Below are 15,697 nucleotides of genomic sequence, written 5' to 3' on the forward strand. Positions count from 1 at the left end.
GCAATGATTACGATTAGTTTATGCATGATTGTAAAAAACGAGGAGCAAGTACTGGAAAAATGCTTAAACTCCGTCAAAGACCTAGTTGAAGAGATCATAATTGTAGATACGGGATCAACAGATAAGACAAAGGAAATTGCAGCTAACTACACAAGTCGAATCTTTCATATGGATTGGAATGACGATTTTTCGGCTGCGAGAAATTTTTCTTTCAATCATGCTACTCAAGATTATATTTTATGGCTCGATGCAGACGATTGGCTGCAAGAAAACGATAGAACGAAGCTCAGCTTGCTTAAACAAACGATAGATCCAACTGTGGACTCCGTCAGCATGGATTATTATGTTGGATTTGATCCTCTTGGACAGCCTACAGCTGTCATTCAAAGAAACCGGCTGGTGAAGCGTTCCAAGCAATTTCAGTGGCATGATCCCGTGCATGAATATTTGGCAGTTGAGGGAAATGTGATCTTCTCTGATATTGCTGTGAGTCACGGGCGCGTCCATACAAACTCGGAACGAAATTTGCGTATTTATGAAAGAATGCTTGCGAAGGGAGCCGTTCTCTCCAATCGGCAATTGCTGCATTATGCAATGGAGTTAACCGCTAATGATGATTTTGAAAAGGCAATTGAGATTTATGAAGCTATTATTTCTGATCGCGCAAGCTACTTTGAAGATCAATTGCTAGCTTGTGATCGAATGGCTCATTGTCATCATGAGCTTGGCAATAAAGAGCAGGAGCTGCTTTCTCTTATAAAAACATTCAACTATGATATCCCGCGTGCTGATTACGTATGCCGTATCGCTTATTATTTTCAGGAAAACCATGATTATGAGAAAGCGATTAACTGGTACCAATTGGCACTGAAGCTGGAAAAACCAGAAAAACGTCTGCTTGGCATTAATCACATGGCTTGGACATGGTTTCCCCATTTGCAGCTAGTGGCCTGTTACGGCAAGTTAGGAAAACTAGAGCATGCGTATACGCATAATGAGATTGCTCTTTCGTATGCTCCCACGGATACAAACCTATTAGACAACAAACAATTGCTAGAGAAACGACTGGGCAAAAGAAAGGCTGGAAGCTAGCAGGATCATATGAATTCTACTCTTTGTTTTTTAATAAAACAGCCTGTTTCATCTTTGCTAGACAAGTACCGTCTCTATTAAGCGAATCGATCCATATAATAATGTATTGCTAGAACAACTAGTTTTGTAACCAGCTAAATAAATAGGGTTAGAAGGAGGGAAAAGCATGACTGTTACAAGAGCAAGGAAGGTAAAACAGAGCAGCAAAAGACTTATCTGCAAAGAAGTTGTTTGCAAGCGACCTGTCAGCAAGAAATTGATCTGTAGGCCAGTGAGAAGACGCAAATCTGCGTTCAGAGCTGTTTCTGGAATCGATCAGAATCTTCTTGATGGTACAACTGCCAAAGTTCTTTATCAAGTGGAAGAGCTGGATCTCAACAATGAATACAACCCGGCAAACTCAACTTTCCGTCCAAAACAAAAAGGCGTTTACGCTCTTTTTGCAAGTGTCTTCTTTCAAACGGTTACGGTCACAACCTATACGCTTGATTTGGAGATAAGAGTAAACGGCGTGCCAAGAATTTCAGATCAAGAAGATTTTACAAATACAAGCGGCATTATTGAGGCCAGTGGTCTTGTACAATTGCAGGCTCGTGATCGAGTACAGGTTTTTGCCACCGTTTTGAATAAGAATGTCCAAATCCAGAGCGGTTTATCTACTCGGTTTGAAGGAGCAAGAATAAACTAAAAAAGTGCCTGGGGGTTTCCTCTAGGCACTTTTTTACAAGCTTAGCTAAAGTGAAGTGATTTCCTTCACGGATCGACGAATAATCAGCTCTGCCGGCAAAACGATTTTTTTCCATGGCAGCGCGGCTTCACGCTCTTGTATGCGGTCAACTAGCATTTGCATGCCCATGTAGCCGAACTGATAAGCCTGCTGAGCGGCTACGGTAAGGAATGGTTCTACTTCTGAATAAGGTCCAAGATCATCAAAGCAAACGATGGACATATTGTCAGGAACGCTCATTCCGCGTTCACGGAACAGTCGTAAAATTTCTACAGCAAGCACATTGTTGCCTGCAACGATAGCCGTTGGAGGAGGGGAGAGCTGATCGAACCACTGGCCCATTTCGGTCAAATCGTTTAAAGGACCAAAGCTGGTCTCAAATACATATTTCTCGTTGTAGTCCAGGTCATTGAGCTTCATGCCGTCTTGATAGCCTTGCAGTCTTAATCTCGCACTGGAGATGGAGGAAGAACCATTCACCATCGCTATTGTGCGATGCCCTTGTGAGGCTAGATGCTCAACAAGCCTTCTTGCACCGTCTCTGCTGTCACCAAGCACGATATCGCAATCAATGCCTGGCACCTCACGGTCGAGCAGCACAAATGGCACATTATGCTTGCGCAGCGAATTTAAATGAGGAAGAGAGGGATCGCCAGCAGGAGCGACAAGAACGCCGTCAACGCGAGTCGTCAAGATGGTCGTCACATAATCGGCTTCTTTTTCCAGATTTTCGTCGCTGTTCCCAAACAGCAGACGATAACCCGAACGTTTGGCAGCATCTTCCGCTCCGCGTGCGAGCGTCGTATAGAAAGGGTTCATAATATCAGTTATGAGCAGGAATAGCAGCTTCGTTTGTTGGAGTACGAGGCTTCGCGCCGTTTGATTCGGAACATAACCCAGCTCCTCCATAACACGAGTTACCTTCGTTCTCGTTTTTTCGCTTATTTTACCAGTGTTATTGATAACTCTGGAGACGGTCATAGCGGAGACGCCTGCCTTAGCGGCTACATCATATATTGTTACCATTTCGTAATCCCCTTATGGATAAATCGTAGATTCTATCATACAAAAAAGTAGTCATTGACAGCAAGCCTTATTGTTGTTATTTTAATGTTATCGGTAACATTATTATAACATAATGGAGGTTTTAATATGACAGATACTAGCTTTCGTTTTCAATCAGGGTTTCCAAAGATAGGTATTCGACCAACAATTGACGGAAGAAGAAAAGGCGTTCGCGAATCGTTGGAGGAACAAACCATGAACATGGCAATCGCGACAGCTAAGCTTTTATCGGACAATTTGCGTTATCCAAACGGCGAACCGGTTGAATGTGTCATCGCTGACAGCTGTATTGGCGGAGTAGCTGAAGCTGCAGCCTGTGCGCAAAAATTTGCAACCTCTGGCGTAGGGGTATCGATAACGGTAACGCCTTGCTGGTGCTACGGCACGGAAACGATGGATATGGATGCAAGCATTCCGAAGGCGGTATGGGGCTTTAATGGGACAGAACGCCCAGGCGCGGTGTATCTGGCAGCTGTACTATCGGGTTACGCGCAAAAAGGGCTTCCAGCCTTTGGCATCTATGGTGAGCATGTTCAAGATTCTGGCGATACTTCCGTTCCGTTTGATGTTAAAGATAAACTGATTGGATTTGCGAAAGCAGGCCTGGCGGTTGCTTATATGCGCGGTAAATCGTATTTGTCGATGGGTTCAGTATCTATGGGTATCGCCGGTTCAATCGTAAATGACGCTTTCTTCCAAGAATATCTTGGCATGCGTACCGAGTACATCGATATGACTGAATTTGTACGCCGTATGGAAGAGAACATATATGATACAGCGGAGTTCGAGAAAGCGCTTACCTGGGTGAAGGAGAACTGTATCGAAGGAGCAGATAACAATGCTGCGGATATCCAGACGTCAAGAGAGCGTAAAGATGAGGACTGGGAAACAGTTGTGAAAATGACGCAAATCGCCCGTGATCTGATGATTGGCAACCCTGAGCTTGCCAAACTTGGCTTCGGCGAGGAAGCTGGCGGCCATAACGCGATCGTAGCTGGATTCCAAGGGCAGCGGCAGTGGACGGATCATTTTCCAAACGGTGATTTCATGGAATCCATACTTAATTCATCCTTCGATTGGAACGGCATAAGGGCGCCTTATATGGTAGCTACGGAAAATGACAGCTTGAATGGCGTGGTTATGCTCTTCGGATATTTGCTTACGAATACCGCTCAAATTTTTGCCGATGTCCGTACGTATTGGAGCCCAGAATCTGTGGAGCGGGTCACGGGACACAAGCTGGCGGGTGCAGCTGAGAACGGTTTGCTCCATCTGATCAACTCCGGTTCAGCTACGCTTGACGGAACAGGAGAGCAGACGAAGGATGGCGAACCGGTCATGAAGCCGTTCTGGGAAATATCGGAGGAAGAAGCGCAAAAATGTTTGGCTGCTACGTCATGGCGGCCAGCTTCGGTCGAATATTTCCGCGGAGGCGGTTACTCCTCTGATTTCTTAACGCGCGGCGGCATGCCGATGACAATGTCTCGCATTAATTTGGTGAAGGGCATTGGCCCTGTACTACAAATCGCAGAAGGTTATTCGGTAGAATTGCCGCAGGATGTCCATGACACACTCGACAAACGTACCGATTCGACGTGGCCGACAACATGGTTTGCACCAATCTTGACGGGTGAAGGGGCTTTCGGTTCCGTTTATGAGGTAATGGATAATTGGGGTGCAAATCACGGCTCTATCAGCTATGGACACATCGGCGCTGATTTAATTACGCTCGCTTCGATGCTGCGGATTCCGGTTAATATGCATAATGTTTCGAGAGAACGTGTATTCCGCCCAAGAGCATGGGGATTGTTCGGTACGGCGAATCCAGAGAATGCCGATTACCAAGCTTGTCAAAATTTCGGGCCTATCTACAAATAAATCGGAGGTTTTACAATGAGCAGCACGGACATTCGCAACGAGCTATGCAAATATGCTCGCAAAACAGTAACGAACAAGCTGGTTGTAGGGCCAGGCGGCAATATTAGCGCGAAGTTTGAAGGCAAAATGTATCTTTCGCCAAGCGGATTTGCTCTTGATGAGGTTGAGCCGCATCAATGGGTCGAGGTAGATATTGAGACTGGGGAAATAACAGATATCGGTCTTCGTCCATCATCTGAGGTGCTGATGCATCTATATGCCTATCGTGCTAATCCGGATATTGGAGCAATCGTCCATACGCATCCGCCATATTGCATTGCATTCACGTTAGTTGAGCAGGAGCTTCCAATCATGTTTCCAGATCAAGCAGCGCTCGTTGGCAAGACGGTGTACGTTCCCTATGTGCTTCCGACGACGGATAAGCTCGCTGATGCATACGTAGCGAAAGTAAATGAAGCAAGCTCAGTACTGCTTGGCAACCATGGCTTAGTAACGTCTGGTCGCAATTTACGCGAGGCTTACTATCGTACGGAGGTCGTTGAGGAAAGCACAAAAATTTATTTGATTGCCAAGGCGATTCGTGAGCCGAAGGTGCTGACGACAGAAGAGTTTGAAGAGATCGCATCGCTGGAGAGCGAAGCTTACCGCATCGAATTACTGCAAAAGATGAAGTGAATCGATGCCCATTCGTGAAGCGCCAGCTTTAGTTAAAGGAGGCTTTAAGCATGACGAAGCTTGCGACTGTGCTCGCGTTTGATTTGGGCGCAAGCAGCGGCAGGGCGTTAATCGGCGAGCTGCTGCTTGATAAGGCAAGCGGTCAGCGCTCGCTGAAGGTGACGGAAATTCATCGTTTTCCGAATCAGCCGGTGGCTGTACACGGCCATTTGCACTGGGATATTTTACGCCTGCTGCAGGAGCTGAAGTTTGCCATTCGCAAAGCCTTTCAAGAAGGCTACGCTCCGCAAACGTTCGGCATTGATACATGGGGCGTAGACTTTGGGCTGCTCGATGATAATGGCGAGCTGCTTGGCAATCCATATCATTATCGTGATTCGCAAACAGATGGAATAGTAGAAGAGCTGCTCGAACGGTTTGGCAAAGACCGGTTATATGAGCAGGGCGGCTTGCAGTTTATGCCCTTTAATACGATAAACCAGCTGTATGCGATGAAGAAAGCGGCATCGCCGAAGCTTGCGGCAGCTAGAACGCTGCTGCTAACGCCTGATTTGCTTGCTTATTTCTTAACAGGCGTGAAGGTGTGCGAGTTTACGATGGCGACGACTACGCAGCTATACAAGCCTAAAGAACAGCAATGGAATATAGAGTTAATGGATGAGCTGGGCATTCCGAATCGGTTGTTTCTTGATCCCATTCATCCGGGTACGAAGATTGGGCAATTAACGGCAGAGGTTTGCGCCGAGCTGGATGTCCCTCCGATTACAGCCGTTGCTGTTGGAACGCATGATACCGAATCAGCGGTTGCAGCTGTTCCTGCGGATGGTGAATCGGGCTTTGCTTATCTAGTTTGCGGAACATGGTCGCTGCTTGGGACCGAGCTTGCAGGTCCAAACGTCTCAAGAGAAGCGCAAGATCTTGATTTCTCTAATGAAGGAGGCGCTCAGGGAACCTATCAGCTGCTCAAAAACATTATGGGACTTTGGATATTGCAAGAGTGCAAACGGGAATGGGAGGAGCAGGGGAACGATTGGACGTTTGCAGAAATCGTGACGCAAGCCGAAGCCGCTGAGCCTTTCCGCAGCTTTATCCATCCCGACGATCCGATGTTTTTTGCTCCTTCCGGCATGATCGGGCGCATACAAGCTTATTGCGAACAAACGTCCCAGAAGGTTCCTCAGTCTATTGGTGAAATTACACGCTGCATTTTGGAGAGCTTGGCATTAAGGTATCGGCAGGCGCTGGCTCAAATGGAAGAATTGACGAAGCAGCATTTTGATGGCTTGCATATGGTTGGCGGTGGCATTCAGAATAGGCTGCTTTGCCGCCTAACGGCTAATGCCATTGCCCGTCCGGTTTGGACGGGACCAGTAGAAGCAAGTGCGATTGGCAATATGCTCATGCAGCTCGTCGCGCTAGGCGAATGCGGCAATCTTCAAGAAGCAAGGAAGCTTGTAGCAGCATCGTTTAAGGTAGAGGAATTTGCTCCTGAGCAGCAGAATGAGTGGGATCATGCGTTCGAAGCTTATGAGCGTGTTGCTAGAGTTAAATAACTCATATGATTATATCGATACTGGGAGGAGGAGGTTAGCATGCTGATTGGGATATCGAAACTGATTTCTCCAGAGCTGCTGAAGGTGCTCAGCGAAATGGGACATAGCGACGAAATCGTGATTGCCGACGGCAACTTTCCCTCTGCAAGCCATGCAAAGCGGCTAATTCGTGCGGATGGGCATGATGTGCCAGCGCTGCTTGACGCTATTTTGCAGCTGTTCCCTTTAGATCAATATGTTGAGAAGCCAGCGGCGCTTATGCAGGTGGTTCCGGGCGATACGGTTGAAACCCCAATTTGGGAGCAATACCGCTCGATTATCGAGCAGCGTACCGGTCTATCGGAGCCATTTGAGCAGGTCGAACGTTTTGCATTTTACGAGCGTGCGAAGCAGGCTTATGCGGTAATCGCTACAGGCGAGAGTGCGCTTTATGCCAATCTTATTTTGAAAAAGGGCGTTATTTAAAAATAGCCGACTAATTATGCAACATATTATGGCTTCATATTTGGAGGCTGCCTTCACGGTTAATTACCGAGGGCAGCCTCTTTCTATCTCTACAACTAGACAGCAAGCCAGCCATCTACTATGATTTGTATATGAAACCGCTCTCATAAAAATATCCTATTTTGTCGGCAGGAGGAAAATAGGTTGCGCAAATCGATCATTGTTAGCTTGTTTGCAGTGTGCTTGGTCATCTTGTTTTTTACGCTGACCTCCATGGTCAAAGTGTTCTCCTCCGAATTGATTGAACCGGCATTGACGGCAGAGCAGCACAATAGCTACCGCCTTGTCCTCATAACGAGGGAGCTGGATACCCCTTTTTGGGCGAAGGTGGAACGAGGCGCTAAAGCTGCAGCAGAGCAAAATGGTGCAAGTCTCGAGGTATGGGGGACATATGGCACAAATCGGGATGATTTTCTGAAAAATATTGAGGTTGCGATTGCTTCTAAAGTAGATGGAATCATCGTGCAGGGGCTTGATACAGACGAATTTAAAAGTTTAACAAAGGTGAAGGCGGCAAGTAGAGGTATCCCCGTCATAACCGTAGCAAACGATGTGCCGATGAACGAGAGTTTGCGCAGAACGTACGTAGGCTCGGATCATTTGGAAGCGGGGAGCATGATCGCGCGGCAGATGGTGTCGGATATGGGCTTTGTGGGCAAAGTGATTTTGATGGTGTCGGATCGACAGGAATACTTCCAAAGAACGCGCTTAACGGGCATATTGAATGTACTGAACGCCTACCCGAAGATTATAACCAAGATTGTAGCTGCAGGAGATTCCCGTGAGGATGTGGCGGCGGCAACAAATGAACTGCTTAATGAGGAGCCGGATGCGGATGCGTTCATCGCCGTTTCGGCGAATCATGCGGGTTCGATTATTCAGGAAATAAGCAAGCGAATGCGAGTGGACAACTTTTTTATCTATTCGTTCGATGATTCACCGGAGACGCTTACTTTGATGCAGCAAGGAAAGATAGATGCCTTAATTGCGCAATCCCCAGAGGCGATGGGCGAGGAAAGTGTAGCTCTCATGATCAAATGGCTGACAGGCGAGCAGGTTCCGCTAAACCCTGACGGTTATTTCACAGATATTCGTGTCATGCGGGCGGAGGATGCCAAATGAACAGCATTCAGCGTAAAATATTGACGATGTCTTTAATTGTGCTGTTTATAATGGTTACGATTTGGATGGTGCTCACCTACTATAATCAGAAGACGCAGGAGCAATACAATGATATTTTACAGCGTTACTTGCGCATGAATGAGGTGACTGATCGCAGTCATCAGACGATTACGGCATTAAATGATTATTTGCAGAAGCCAACAGCACTCAAGCAGCAGACGCTGAATCAAAGCAAGGAAAACATAATGATGGCAAAGCAGCAAACGATAAGCCTTCGAAATAAGGATAATACGTTTACGCTGACGAGCTTCATCAATATGATTGATAGCTTGGTGGCGTCGGCGGATTTGTCAGTCATGTTTTTGGAGCAAGGCAATGGGGAGCAATCAGCTGAGAAATTTGAGGAAGCGACCCGCATCGACAAATACATAGCAGAAACCACAGTAACGCTCATCGACAAGGAAGTACGGACGTACGATGCTTTTTACCGCGGCATTATCGAACAAAGCGCGGAGCTGAAGCGGCTTGGCATATGGCTGCTTTCACTCATCACGATTATGCTGCTGCTGTTTACTTATTGGTTTTCGCTTAGCATTACAAGACCTATCCAGAAGTTGACGATAGCTGCAAAAGAATTATCGCGCGGCAGATTCGATAAGCCTATAGCAGTACACTCCAACGATGAAATTTCATTCCTCGCCAAAACCTTTGATCGCATGCGGATCAATATTAACAATCTCATCTCCGAGATTCAGCAGAAGGCACAGCTCGAAAGCGAGCTTCAGCAGAATAAGCTGCTCCTAAAGGAAAGCCAGCTTATTAGCCTCCAAAGCCAGATTAACCCTCACTTCTTATTCAACACCTTAGATATTTTATCCAAAAAAGCATACCTAGACGGCTCGGAGGAAACGAGCGATCTGATTGCCAACGTAGCAGGCTTGCTTCGTTATAATTTGCGACGACTAGACCGGGCAGTCACGCTTGAGGAAGAGCTGTCTGTCATATTGAAATACATCGAAATTCAAAGCGCGCGTTTTACAGATCGGCTTAGATTCGTACTGGAGGTGGATGAGAGCTGCCTGCAGCTGCTGCTGCCCTGCTTAACGCTTCAGCCCATTATCGAAAATGCAGTCATCCATGCGGTTGAGCCGCTTGAGGATGGAGGCACGATTTCACTTCGCATCTATGAGAAGGATAATCTTGTTCTCATTGAAATTGAGGATGACGGCACAGGCATGACGGCGGAGAAGGCCAATCATATTTTGACAGAAGGCGGAAATGCGGATGGCGTAGGCCATTCAACGGGGATCGGCTTCAGCAACGTAGTGAAACGGCTGCGGTTGTTTGTCGGTGACGACGACGTTATAGAAATTAGAAGTGCGCCGCAAAAGGGCACGAAGGTAACGATAAAAATGCCAATCGTAGGGAGTGCAGCTGAGCATGCTGAAATTGTTAATCGTTGACGATGAGCAAGTAGAACGGGAAGGCTTGCAGGCTATTTTGCAAAAAGGTTTTCCTTCTTGTCAATTTATGCAAGCAAAAAATGGGGCTAGAGCCATCGAGACGGCAAGCGAGTGGCAGCCTGATCTTATCTTGATGGATATCAAAATGCCCGGCGTTAACGGCATCGAAGCAATCGAGAGAATCTCGGTGTTTCTGCCTTCGGCCAAATTTATTATGGTCACCGCATACGACACGTTTGACTATGCAAGGCAGGCTATTAAGCTTGGGGTTAAGGATTATTTGCTAAAGCCAAGCAAGGCAAGTGAAATCACAACAACCATTGGCAAGGTCATAGAGGAGATTATGCGTGAGAAAAGCGAGCTTGCGCTCAGGCAATACGAGGAGGAAGCGCTTAGGAAAGTGATGCCTATTGTCGAATCAGATGTCGTGACACAGCTGCTCTTCGACCATGTGCATGATGTCCATATCGACGATATGCTGAGGCTGCTTGGCAGAGAGCGGACAAGCGAGGCATTTGTAATGCTCGTCATGCTGCCAATCCATTCAACGTCAGAAGTTCTGTATGGTGAGATTAAAGCGAAGGTGAGACAAGCTGGAAGCGGCTGGGTAGGCGCGATGTCTGCGCGGCAAATTCCAATCGTCATTTTTCGAGATGCCAGTAAAACCTATCGAGCTCAAGCAGCTTCGCTTGTCCAGCAGTTTTTACTGCTGCGGCAGCGCGAAGTTGGCGGAGATTTATTTGTTGGAATCGGAGATTCCTATAAGGGCTTAGAAAACGTGAAGTTGTCATATCAAGAGGCTTTGCTTGCAACGGCAAATGCCTCGCTTCCAGCGAAACATCAGTTTTATGGTGAAATTGAATCGCGCAGTCCCTTTGCGGGCGGGTATCAAGATAAACAGACGGAGAAACAATTTGTTGATCATATTCGATTAGGGAAATGGGATGTCGTACGCAAGATGGTGATGGAGCTAATTGTCGTCCATGATCAGCATCATGCTTCCTTGGAGCAATCTGCCCAATGGGTGCTGGAGCGATTGTGGATTATAGCCCGTGTCGCAGAGGAGATGGGGATCGAAGTGGAGAAGCCGTTATTTTCGTTCCAAGTGACGCAGTATCAGCAGCTGCGTACAGAAACGGAAAGCTTGCTTACTAAGCTGATCGAAGGTATCGTCACTCATCAGAGCAGAGTACAGCCCGATGCGGCTTTGCAAATGAAGCAGTATATCATTGAGCATTCAGAGAAGGATATATCGCTGGAGCTGATGGCGCAGCGATTTGGCTTAAGCCCTTTTTATATGAGCAAAATGTTCAAGGATCAGGAAGGCATGAATTATATCGATTTTTTAACCGAATGCAGAATTGAGAAGAGCAAGAAGCTGATGGCTGATCCCGATCGAAGCTTAAAGGAAATTACTTATGAGATTGGCTATAACGATCCTAATTATTTCAGCAAGGTGTTCAAAAAGGTATGCGGAGTATCGCCGACCGATTACCGTAGAGCCATCCTTGGCAAAAGAGCCTAAGCAGGGCTGTTCGCCTTAAAAAAATGCAGACGATAGCAAAAGAGTACTGGAAGATGGCGGCTCTCTGCTTCCAGCGCGATGTTATATTAGAAATGTAAGCATTTACATTTTTTATAAAAGGGAGCGAAGAAAATGGGGAAACGGTTTACAAGAGGCGGGGTTGTATCGCTTGTACTAGCTCTAGTCATCGTAATTTCGGCATGCTCTAGCGGCAATGGAAACAATGGGAATGCGGGGTCCAAGTCAACCGATAAAGAAGCAACAACAAAAACGAACAACGTAAAATCAGGCGACGACAAAATTGTAATCGGCCTTTCACTCGATACGCTGCAAGAGGAACGCTGGCAGCGCGACCGTGATTTGTTCATCGCAGCAGCCGAGGCGCTTGGCGCTAAGGTAGAGGTGCAAGCAGCAAACAGCGATGACGCGAAACAAATTTCTCAGGCAGAAAACCTAATAAGCCAAGGTGTAGATGTGCTGGTCGTCGTCCCTCATAATGCAGAAGCAACGGCAGCGATTGTAGAAAAGGCTCATGCGGCCGGTATTAAAGTGCTTGCTTATGATCGTTTAATCAAAAACTCTGATTTGGATCTATACATCTCCTTCGATAATGAAAAGGTAGGCGAAATGCAGGCTGAGGCGATTATTAAATTGGCTCCAAAAGGGAAGTTCGTATACATCGGCGGTGCCGAGACGGATAATAACGCCCATTTATTTAAAAAAGGCGCATTTAATATTTTGCAGCCGCTCATCGACAGCGGTGACATCCAAATCGTATTCGATCAATGGACGAAGGATTGGAACCCAGCTAACGCGCTGGCTAATATGGAGAACGCATTAACTGCTAATGATAACAAAATCGATGCTGTAGTCGCAGCGAATGATGGTACAGCAGGCGGTGTTATTCAAGCGCTTGCAGCGCAAGGGCTTGATGGAAAAATACCTGTTTCTGGCCAAGATGCCGAGCTTGCGGCAGCACAGCGTATCGTTGAAGGAACACAAACGATGACGGTATACAAACCAATTAAGGATTTGGCTGAGAAAGCGGCCGACCTTGCAGTGAAGATGGCCAAAGGCGAGGATGTAGGCGCTGATAAAACAGTTAACAATGGTAAAATCGATGTGCCGTCCGTGCTGCTTAATCCGGTAGCTGTAGACAAAACGAACATGGATGCTACCGTCATTGCAGACGGCTTCCATTCCAAGGACGATGTTTACAAAAACGTGAAGTAGCTGCTTGACCAGGTAAAGGGGAAGAAGCGGGGTGCCAAGACGCTCTTCCCCTCTTTGCCATTTACGGAGGTGAGGAAGGAATGACGGCGGCATTAGAAATGCGTAATATTACGAAGCAATTTCCTGGCGTTAAAGCGCTGAACGACGTGACCTTTTCGGTGAAAAAAGGAGAGGTGCATGCACTGTGCGGTGAGAACGGAGCAGGCAAGTCGACGCTCATGAAGGTATTGAGCGGTCTATACCCGCACGGCACCTACGATGGGCAAATACTCATTAACGGTGAAGAGAAGCGCTTCGATAAAATAAAGGACGCGGAAGAAGCGGGCATTGCAATCATTTATCAGGAGCTTGCTCTAGTGAAGGATTTATCGATTGGCGAAAATTTATTTCTCGGCAAAGAACCGGCGGTATTCGGAATTATTAACTGGGAGCGCGTATTCAAGGAGAGCGAACGGTGGCTGAAAGAAGTCGGCCTTCTCGATGTGAATCCAGAGCAATTGATCGGCGGCCTTGGCATCGGCAAGCAGCAGCAAATCGAAATTGCAAAGGCATTGTCCAAGAAGGCGAATATTCTTATTCTCGATGAACCTACAGCTGCTTTAACGGAGCAGGAAGTTGATATATTGCTTAATATTTTGCGTGAGTTTAAAAAACGCGGCGTTACTTGTATTTACATTTCACATAAGCTTAACGAGGTGTTTGCGATTGCAGATACCGTTACGGTACTGCGGGATGGTCTGGCGGTTGGCACATACGACGTGTCTGATGTGAATGAGGATAAAGTCATTTCACTGATGGTTGGACGCGAGCTCAAGGAGCGATTCCCGCGCGTGGAAGCAAAACCCGGCGAAGTCATGCTCAAGGTGACGGATTATACGGTTATGAATCCAGAGCGGCAAGGCAAAAAAGTGATCGATCATTTAAGCTTTGAGGTGCGTAAAGGTGAAATTTTAGGCATTGCCGGTTTGATGGGAGCGGGGCGAACGGAGCTGGTCATGAGCTTATTCGGCTCTTATCCAGGTCAAAGCAACGGATTGGTTGAGATTGACGGGAAACCTGTAAAGATTAAGCATACGCGGCATGCTATAAAAGCTGGACTGGCGCTCGTTTCGGAGGATCGAAAAAAGTATGGGCTTGTTCTTGGCATGGATATTAAAAGCAATGTCAGTCTAGCAAGCCTTGCAGCTATATCCTCAGGCGGGGTGCTTCGCCCTAATGAGGAGATTGCGGCAGGCAATCAATACTTGAACTCTTTACGAGTGAAAGCGAATTCAGTGGAGACGATTGTAGGAACTTTAAGCGGCGGCAATCAGCAGAAGGTCGTACTCGGCAAATGGCTGATGACGAATCCGAAAATTTTAATTTTGGACGAACCGACGCGGGGCATCGATGTTGGCGCCAAATTTGAAATTTATAATATTATGAACGAATTGCTTATGCAGGGCGTGTCCATCATTATGATATCGTCCGAACTCCCAGAGCTGCTAGGCATGAGCCACAGAATTATCGTCATCGCAGAAGGAAAGCAAACGGGTGAGTTTAAGGCAGAGGAAGCAACGCAAGAGATGATTATGACGGCTGCTACGGGAGGAAAAGGACGATGAGCATGAATCAAGAAACGGTGATAAGCCAGACAAAAACGAAGCAGCGGCCGCAATGGCTGAAATTTGACGCACGCGCATACACGATGATCGGGGCATTAATATCGATTTGGGTTTTATTCTCGCTGCTGCATGACCGGTTTCTATCGCCGACGAATATATCAAACTTGTTTCTACAAATGTCGGTTACTTCTATACTGGCTATCGGAATGGTGCTCGTCATTGTCGCAGGGCAAATTGACTTGTCGGTTGGATCCCTTGTCGGCTTGACGGGTGGTATCGCAGCAATTCTCAACGTGTGGTACGAGTGGAATACGATACCAGTTATTTTAGCTACCTTAGGTGTGGGAGCGGCGATCGGTTTTATTCAAGGCTGGATTATCGCTTATCGGGCAGTGCCGGCGTTTATTGTGACACTCGGCGGGATGCTCATTTTTCGGGGTATTTTGTTTGGTACAACCGGCAGCGTTACGATTGCTMCGCTAACGCCATCGGTGAAAGCGATTGGTCAATCTTATGTGGGGGATATTATCGGATGGATATTTGGCATTACTGCTTTAGCTGTTGCGGGATACCTTGTCATGCGGAAGCGAGCAGCAAGAGCTAAATTTGGTTTTGATGTTGAGCCGTTTGCCGTCAGCGTGCTGCGATTAGGCGTCATTGGTGCCATTGTTATTGGTTTCGTTTATTTAATGAACAGCTACAAAGGTATTCCTGTTCCATTTGTTATGGTTATTGTGCTGGCGCTTATTTTTACGTTTATATCAAAAAATACGACCTTTGGCCGTCAAGTATATGCGATTGGCGGCAATCCGGAGGCTGCGCGATTATCAGGCATTAATATTAAGCGCCGCATATTGCTTGTGTTTGTTCTCTGCAATACGCTAGCAGCCATAGCTGCACTAGTGCTGACTGCTCGCTTAAATGCAGCAACAATGAGTGCAGGTCAGAACTATGAGCTGGACGCCATTGCGGCATGTGTAATCGGCGGAACGAGTTTGATGGGCGGCACGGGCACCATCGTTGGCGCGATTATCGGAGCTCTCGTAATGGCCAGCTTGGATAACGGGATGAGCTTAATGAATCTTGAATCCTTCTGGCAGTATATCGTAAAGGGCGGCATACTGATTCTTGCGGTGTACGTCGATATTTACACGCGGCAGCGCAAGAAGGTTTAAGTGTGAATTCAGGTAATGAGCTAAGCTTGAGCATCAGGGAGTTTTGCTGGGAAACCGTTTCTCCCTGATGTCCTGCTAATC

At 46.9% G+C, this 15,697-nt stretch carries 13 protein-coding genes; 12 read left to right on the top strand and 1 reads right to left on the bottom strand.

All coding sequences use genetic code 11. From position 1 onward, the window contains the following. The first annotated feature begins 3 nt into the window (after positions 1-3). On the top strand, positions 4-1,092 hold the full coding sequence (locus AC1DM9_RS05555; RefSeq protein WP_477578983.1) for a tetratricopeptide repeat-containing glycosyltransferase family 2 protein: 1,089 nt from the start codon (positions 4-6) through the stop codon (positions 1,090-1,092). Between the two features lie 166 nt (positions 1,093-1,258). After that, positions 1,259-1,780, top strand: coding sequence for an ABC transporter permease (locus tag AC1DM9_RS05560; protein ID WP_477511333.1), 522 nt, complete (start codon positions 1,259-1,261; stop codon positions 1,778-1,780). 45 nt (positions 1,781-1,825) lie between these two features. Here the strand turns inward: AC1DM9_RS05560 and AC1DM9_RS05565 are convergent, their stop codons facing one another. Next, positions 1,826-2,845: a LacI family DNA-binding transcriptional regulator gene (locus AC1DM9_RS05565; RefSeq protein ID WP_076266721.1), complete on the bottom strand. Its 1,020-nt coding sequence runs from the start codon at positions 2,843-2,845 to the stop codon at positions 1,826-1,828. A 126-nt stretch (positions 2,846-2,971) separates the two neighbouring features. On the opposite strand from AC1DM9_RS05565, the gene AC1DM9_RS05570 reads away from it, so the two are divergent. The 10 genes from AC1DM9_RS05570 (at position 2,972) to AC1DM9_RS05615 (ending at position 15,616) form a co-directional block, all read left to right on the top strand. After that, positions 2,972-4,762, top strand: coding sequence for an L-fucose isomerase (locus AC1DM9_RS05570; RefSeq protein WP_477578986.1), 1,791 nt, complete (start codon positions 2,972-2,974; stop codon positions 4,760-4,762). A 15-nt stretch (positions 4,763-4,777) separates the two neighbouring features. Then, positions 4,778-5,437 carry a class II aldolase/adducin family protein gene (locus AC1DM9_RS05575; protein ID WP_339203676.1) on the top strand — a complete coding sequence of 220 codons (660 nt, stop codon included), beginning with the start codon at positions 4,778-4,780 and terminating at the stop codon, positions 5,435-5,437. Positions 5,438-5,487: 50 nt separating this feature from the next. Next, on the top strand, positions 5,488-6,990 hold the full coding sequence (locus AC1DM9_RS05580) for a rhamnulokinase (protein WP_477578988.1): 1,503 nt from the start codon (positions 5,488-5,490) through the stop codon (positions 6,988-6,990). A 39-nt stretch (positions 6,991-7,029) separates the two neighbouring features. Continuing rightward, positions 7,030-7,455 carry an L-fucose mutarotase gene (fucU, locus tag AC1DM9_RS05585; RefSeq protein WP_076266725.1) on the top strand — a complete coding sequence of 142 codons (426 nt, stop codon included), beginning with the start codon at positions 7,030-7,032 and terminating at the stop codon, positions 7,453-7,455. Positions 7,456-7,638: 183 nt separating this feature from the next. Further along, a complete protein-coding gene (locus tag AC1DM9_RS05590; protein ID WP_477578991.1) occupies positions 7,639-8,616 on the top strand; it encodes a substrate-binding domain-containing protein in 978 nt (325 codons plus the stop codon). Continuing rightward, on the top strand, positions 8,613-10,079 hold the full coding sequence (locus AC1DM9_RS05595; RefSeq protein ID WP_477578993.1) for a sensor histidine kinase: 1,467 nt from the start codon (positions 8,613-8,615) through the stop codon (positions 10,077-10,079). The genes AC1DM9_RS05590 and AC1DM9_RS05595 overlap by 4 nt, the downstream gene beginning before the upstream one ends. Next, positions 10,057-11,604, top strand: a complete 1,548-nt coding sequence (locus tag AC1DM9_RS05600) for a response regulator (RefSeq protein ID WP_477578995.1) — start codon at positions 10,057-10,059, stop codon at positions 11,602-11,604. Before AC1DM9_RS05595 ends, AC1DM9_RS05600 begins: the two co-directional genes overlap by 23 nt. Before the next feature lie 132 nt (positions 11,605-11,736). After that, positions 11,737-12,837, top strand: a complete 1,101-nt coding sequence (gene xylF / locus AC1DM9_RS05605; RefSeq protein WP_339203670.1) for a D-xylose ABC transporter substrate-binding protein — start codon at positions 11,737-11,739, stop codon at positions 12,835-12,837. Between the two features lie 80 nt (positions 12,838-12,917). Next, positions 12,918-14,441, top strand: a complete 1,524-nt coding sequence (locus AC1DM9_RS05610; RefSeq protein ID WP_477549999.1) for a xylose ABC transporter ATP-binding protein — start codon at positions 12,918-12,920, stop codon at positions 14,439-14,441. 2 nt (positions 14,442-14,443) lie between these two features. Continuing rightward, complete coding sequence (locus AC1DM9_RS05615) at positions 14,444-15,616, top strand: sugar ABC transporter permease (RefSeq protein ID WP_477579309.1); 1,173 nt, start codon at positions 14,444-14,446, stop codon at positions 15,614-15,616. Positions 15,617-15,697: the final 81 nt, after the last annotated feature.

It is taken from the genome of Paenibacillus sp. 01T431, assembly GCF_056398625.1.

What these genes read in the sequence shown, in the direction of transcription:
- AC1DM9_RS05575 (WP_339203676.1), top strand. Translation starts at nt 4,778, where the DNA reads ATGAGCAGCACGGACATTCGCAACGAGCTATGCAAATATGCTCGCAAA.
- AC1DM9_RS05600 (WP_477578995.1), top strand. Translation starts at nt 10,057, where the DNA reads ATGCTGAAATTGTTAATCGTTGACGATGAGCAAGTAGAACGGGAAGGC.
- AC1DM9_RS05570 (WP_477578986.1), top strand. Translation starts at nt 2,972, where the DNA reads ATGACAGATACTAGCTTTCGTTTTCAATCAGGGTTTCCAAAGATAGGT.
- AC1DM9_RS05560 (WP_477511333.1), top strand. Translation starts at nt 1,259, where the DNA reads ATGACTGTTACAAGAGCAAGGAAGGTAAAACAGAGCAGCAAAAGACTT.
- fucU (WP_076266725.1), top strand. Translation starts at nt 7,030, where the DNA reads ATGCTGATTGGGATATCGAAACTGATTTCTCCAGAGCTGCTGAAGGTG.
- xylF (WP_339203670.1), top strand. Translation starts at nt 11,737, where the DNA reads ATGGGGAAACGGTTTACAAGAGGCGGGGTTGTATCGCTTGTACTAGCT.
- AC1DM9_RS05595 (WP_477578993.1), top strand. Translation starts at nt 8,613, where the DNA reads ATGAACAGCATTCAGCGTAAAATATTGACGATGTCTTTAATTGTGCTG.
- AC1DM9_RS05565 (WP_076266721.1), bottom strand. Translation starts at nt 2,845, where the DNA reads ATGGTAACAATATATGATGTAGCCGCTAAGGCAGGCGTCTCCGCTATG.
- AC1DM9_RS05580 (WP_477578988.1), top strand. Translation starts at nt 5,488, where the DNA reads ATGACGAAGCTTGCGACTGTGCTCGCGTTTGATTTGGGCGCAAGCAGC.
- AC1DM9_RS05555 (WP_477578983.1), top strand. Translation starts at nt 4, where the DNA reads ATGATTACGATTAGTTTATGCATGATTGTAAAAAACGAGGAGCAAGTA.
- AC1DM9_RS05610 (WP_477549999.1), top strand. Translation starts at nt 12,918, where the DNA reads ATGACGGCGGCATTAGAAATGCGTAATATTACGAAGCAATTTCCTGGC.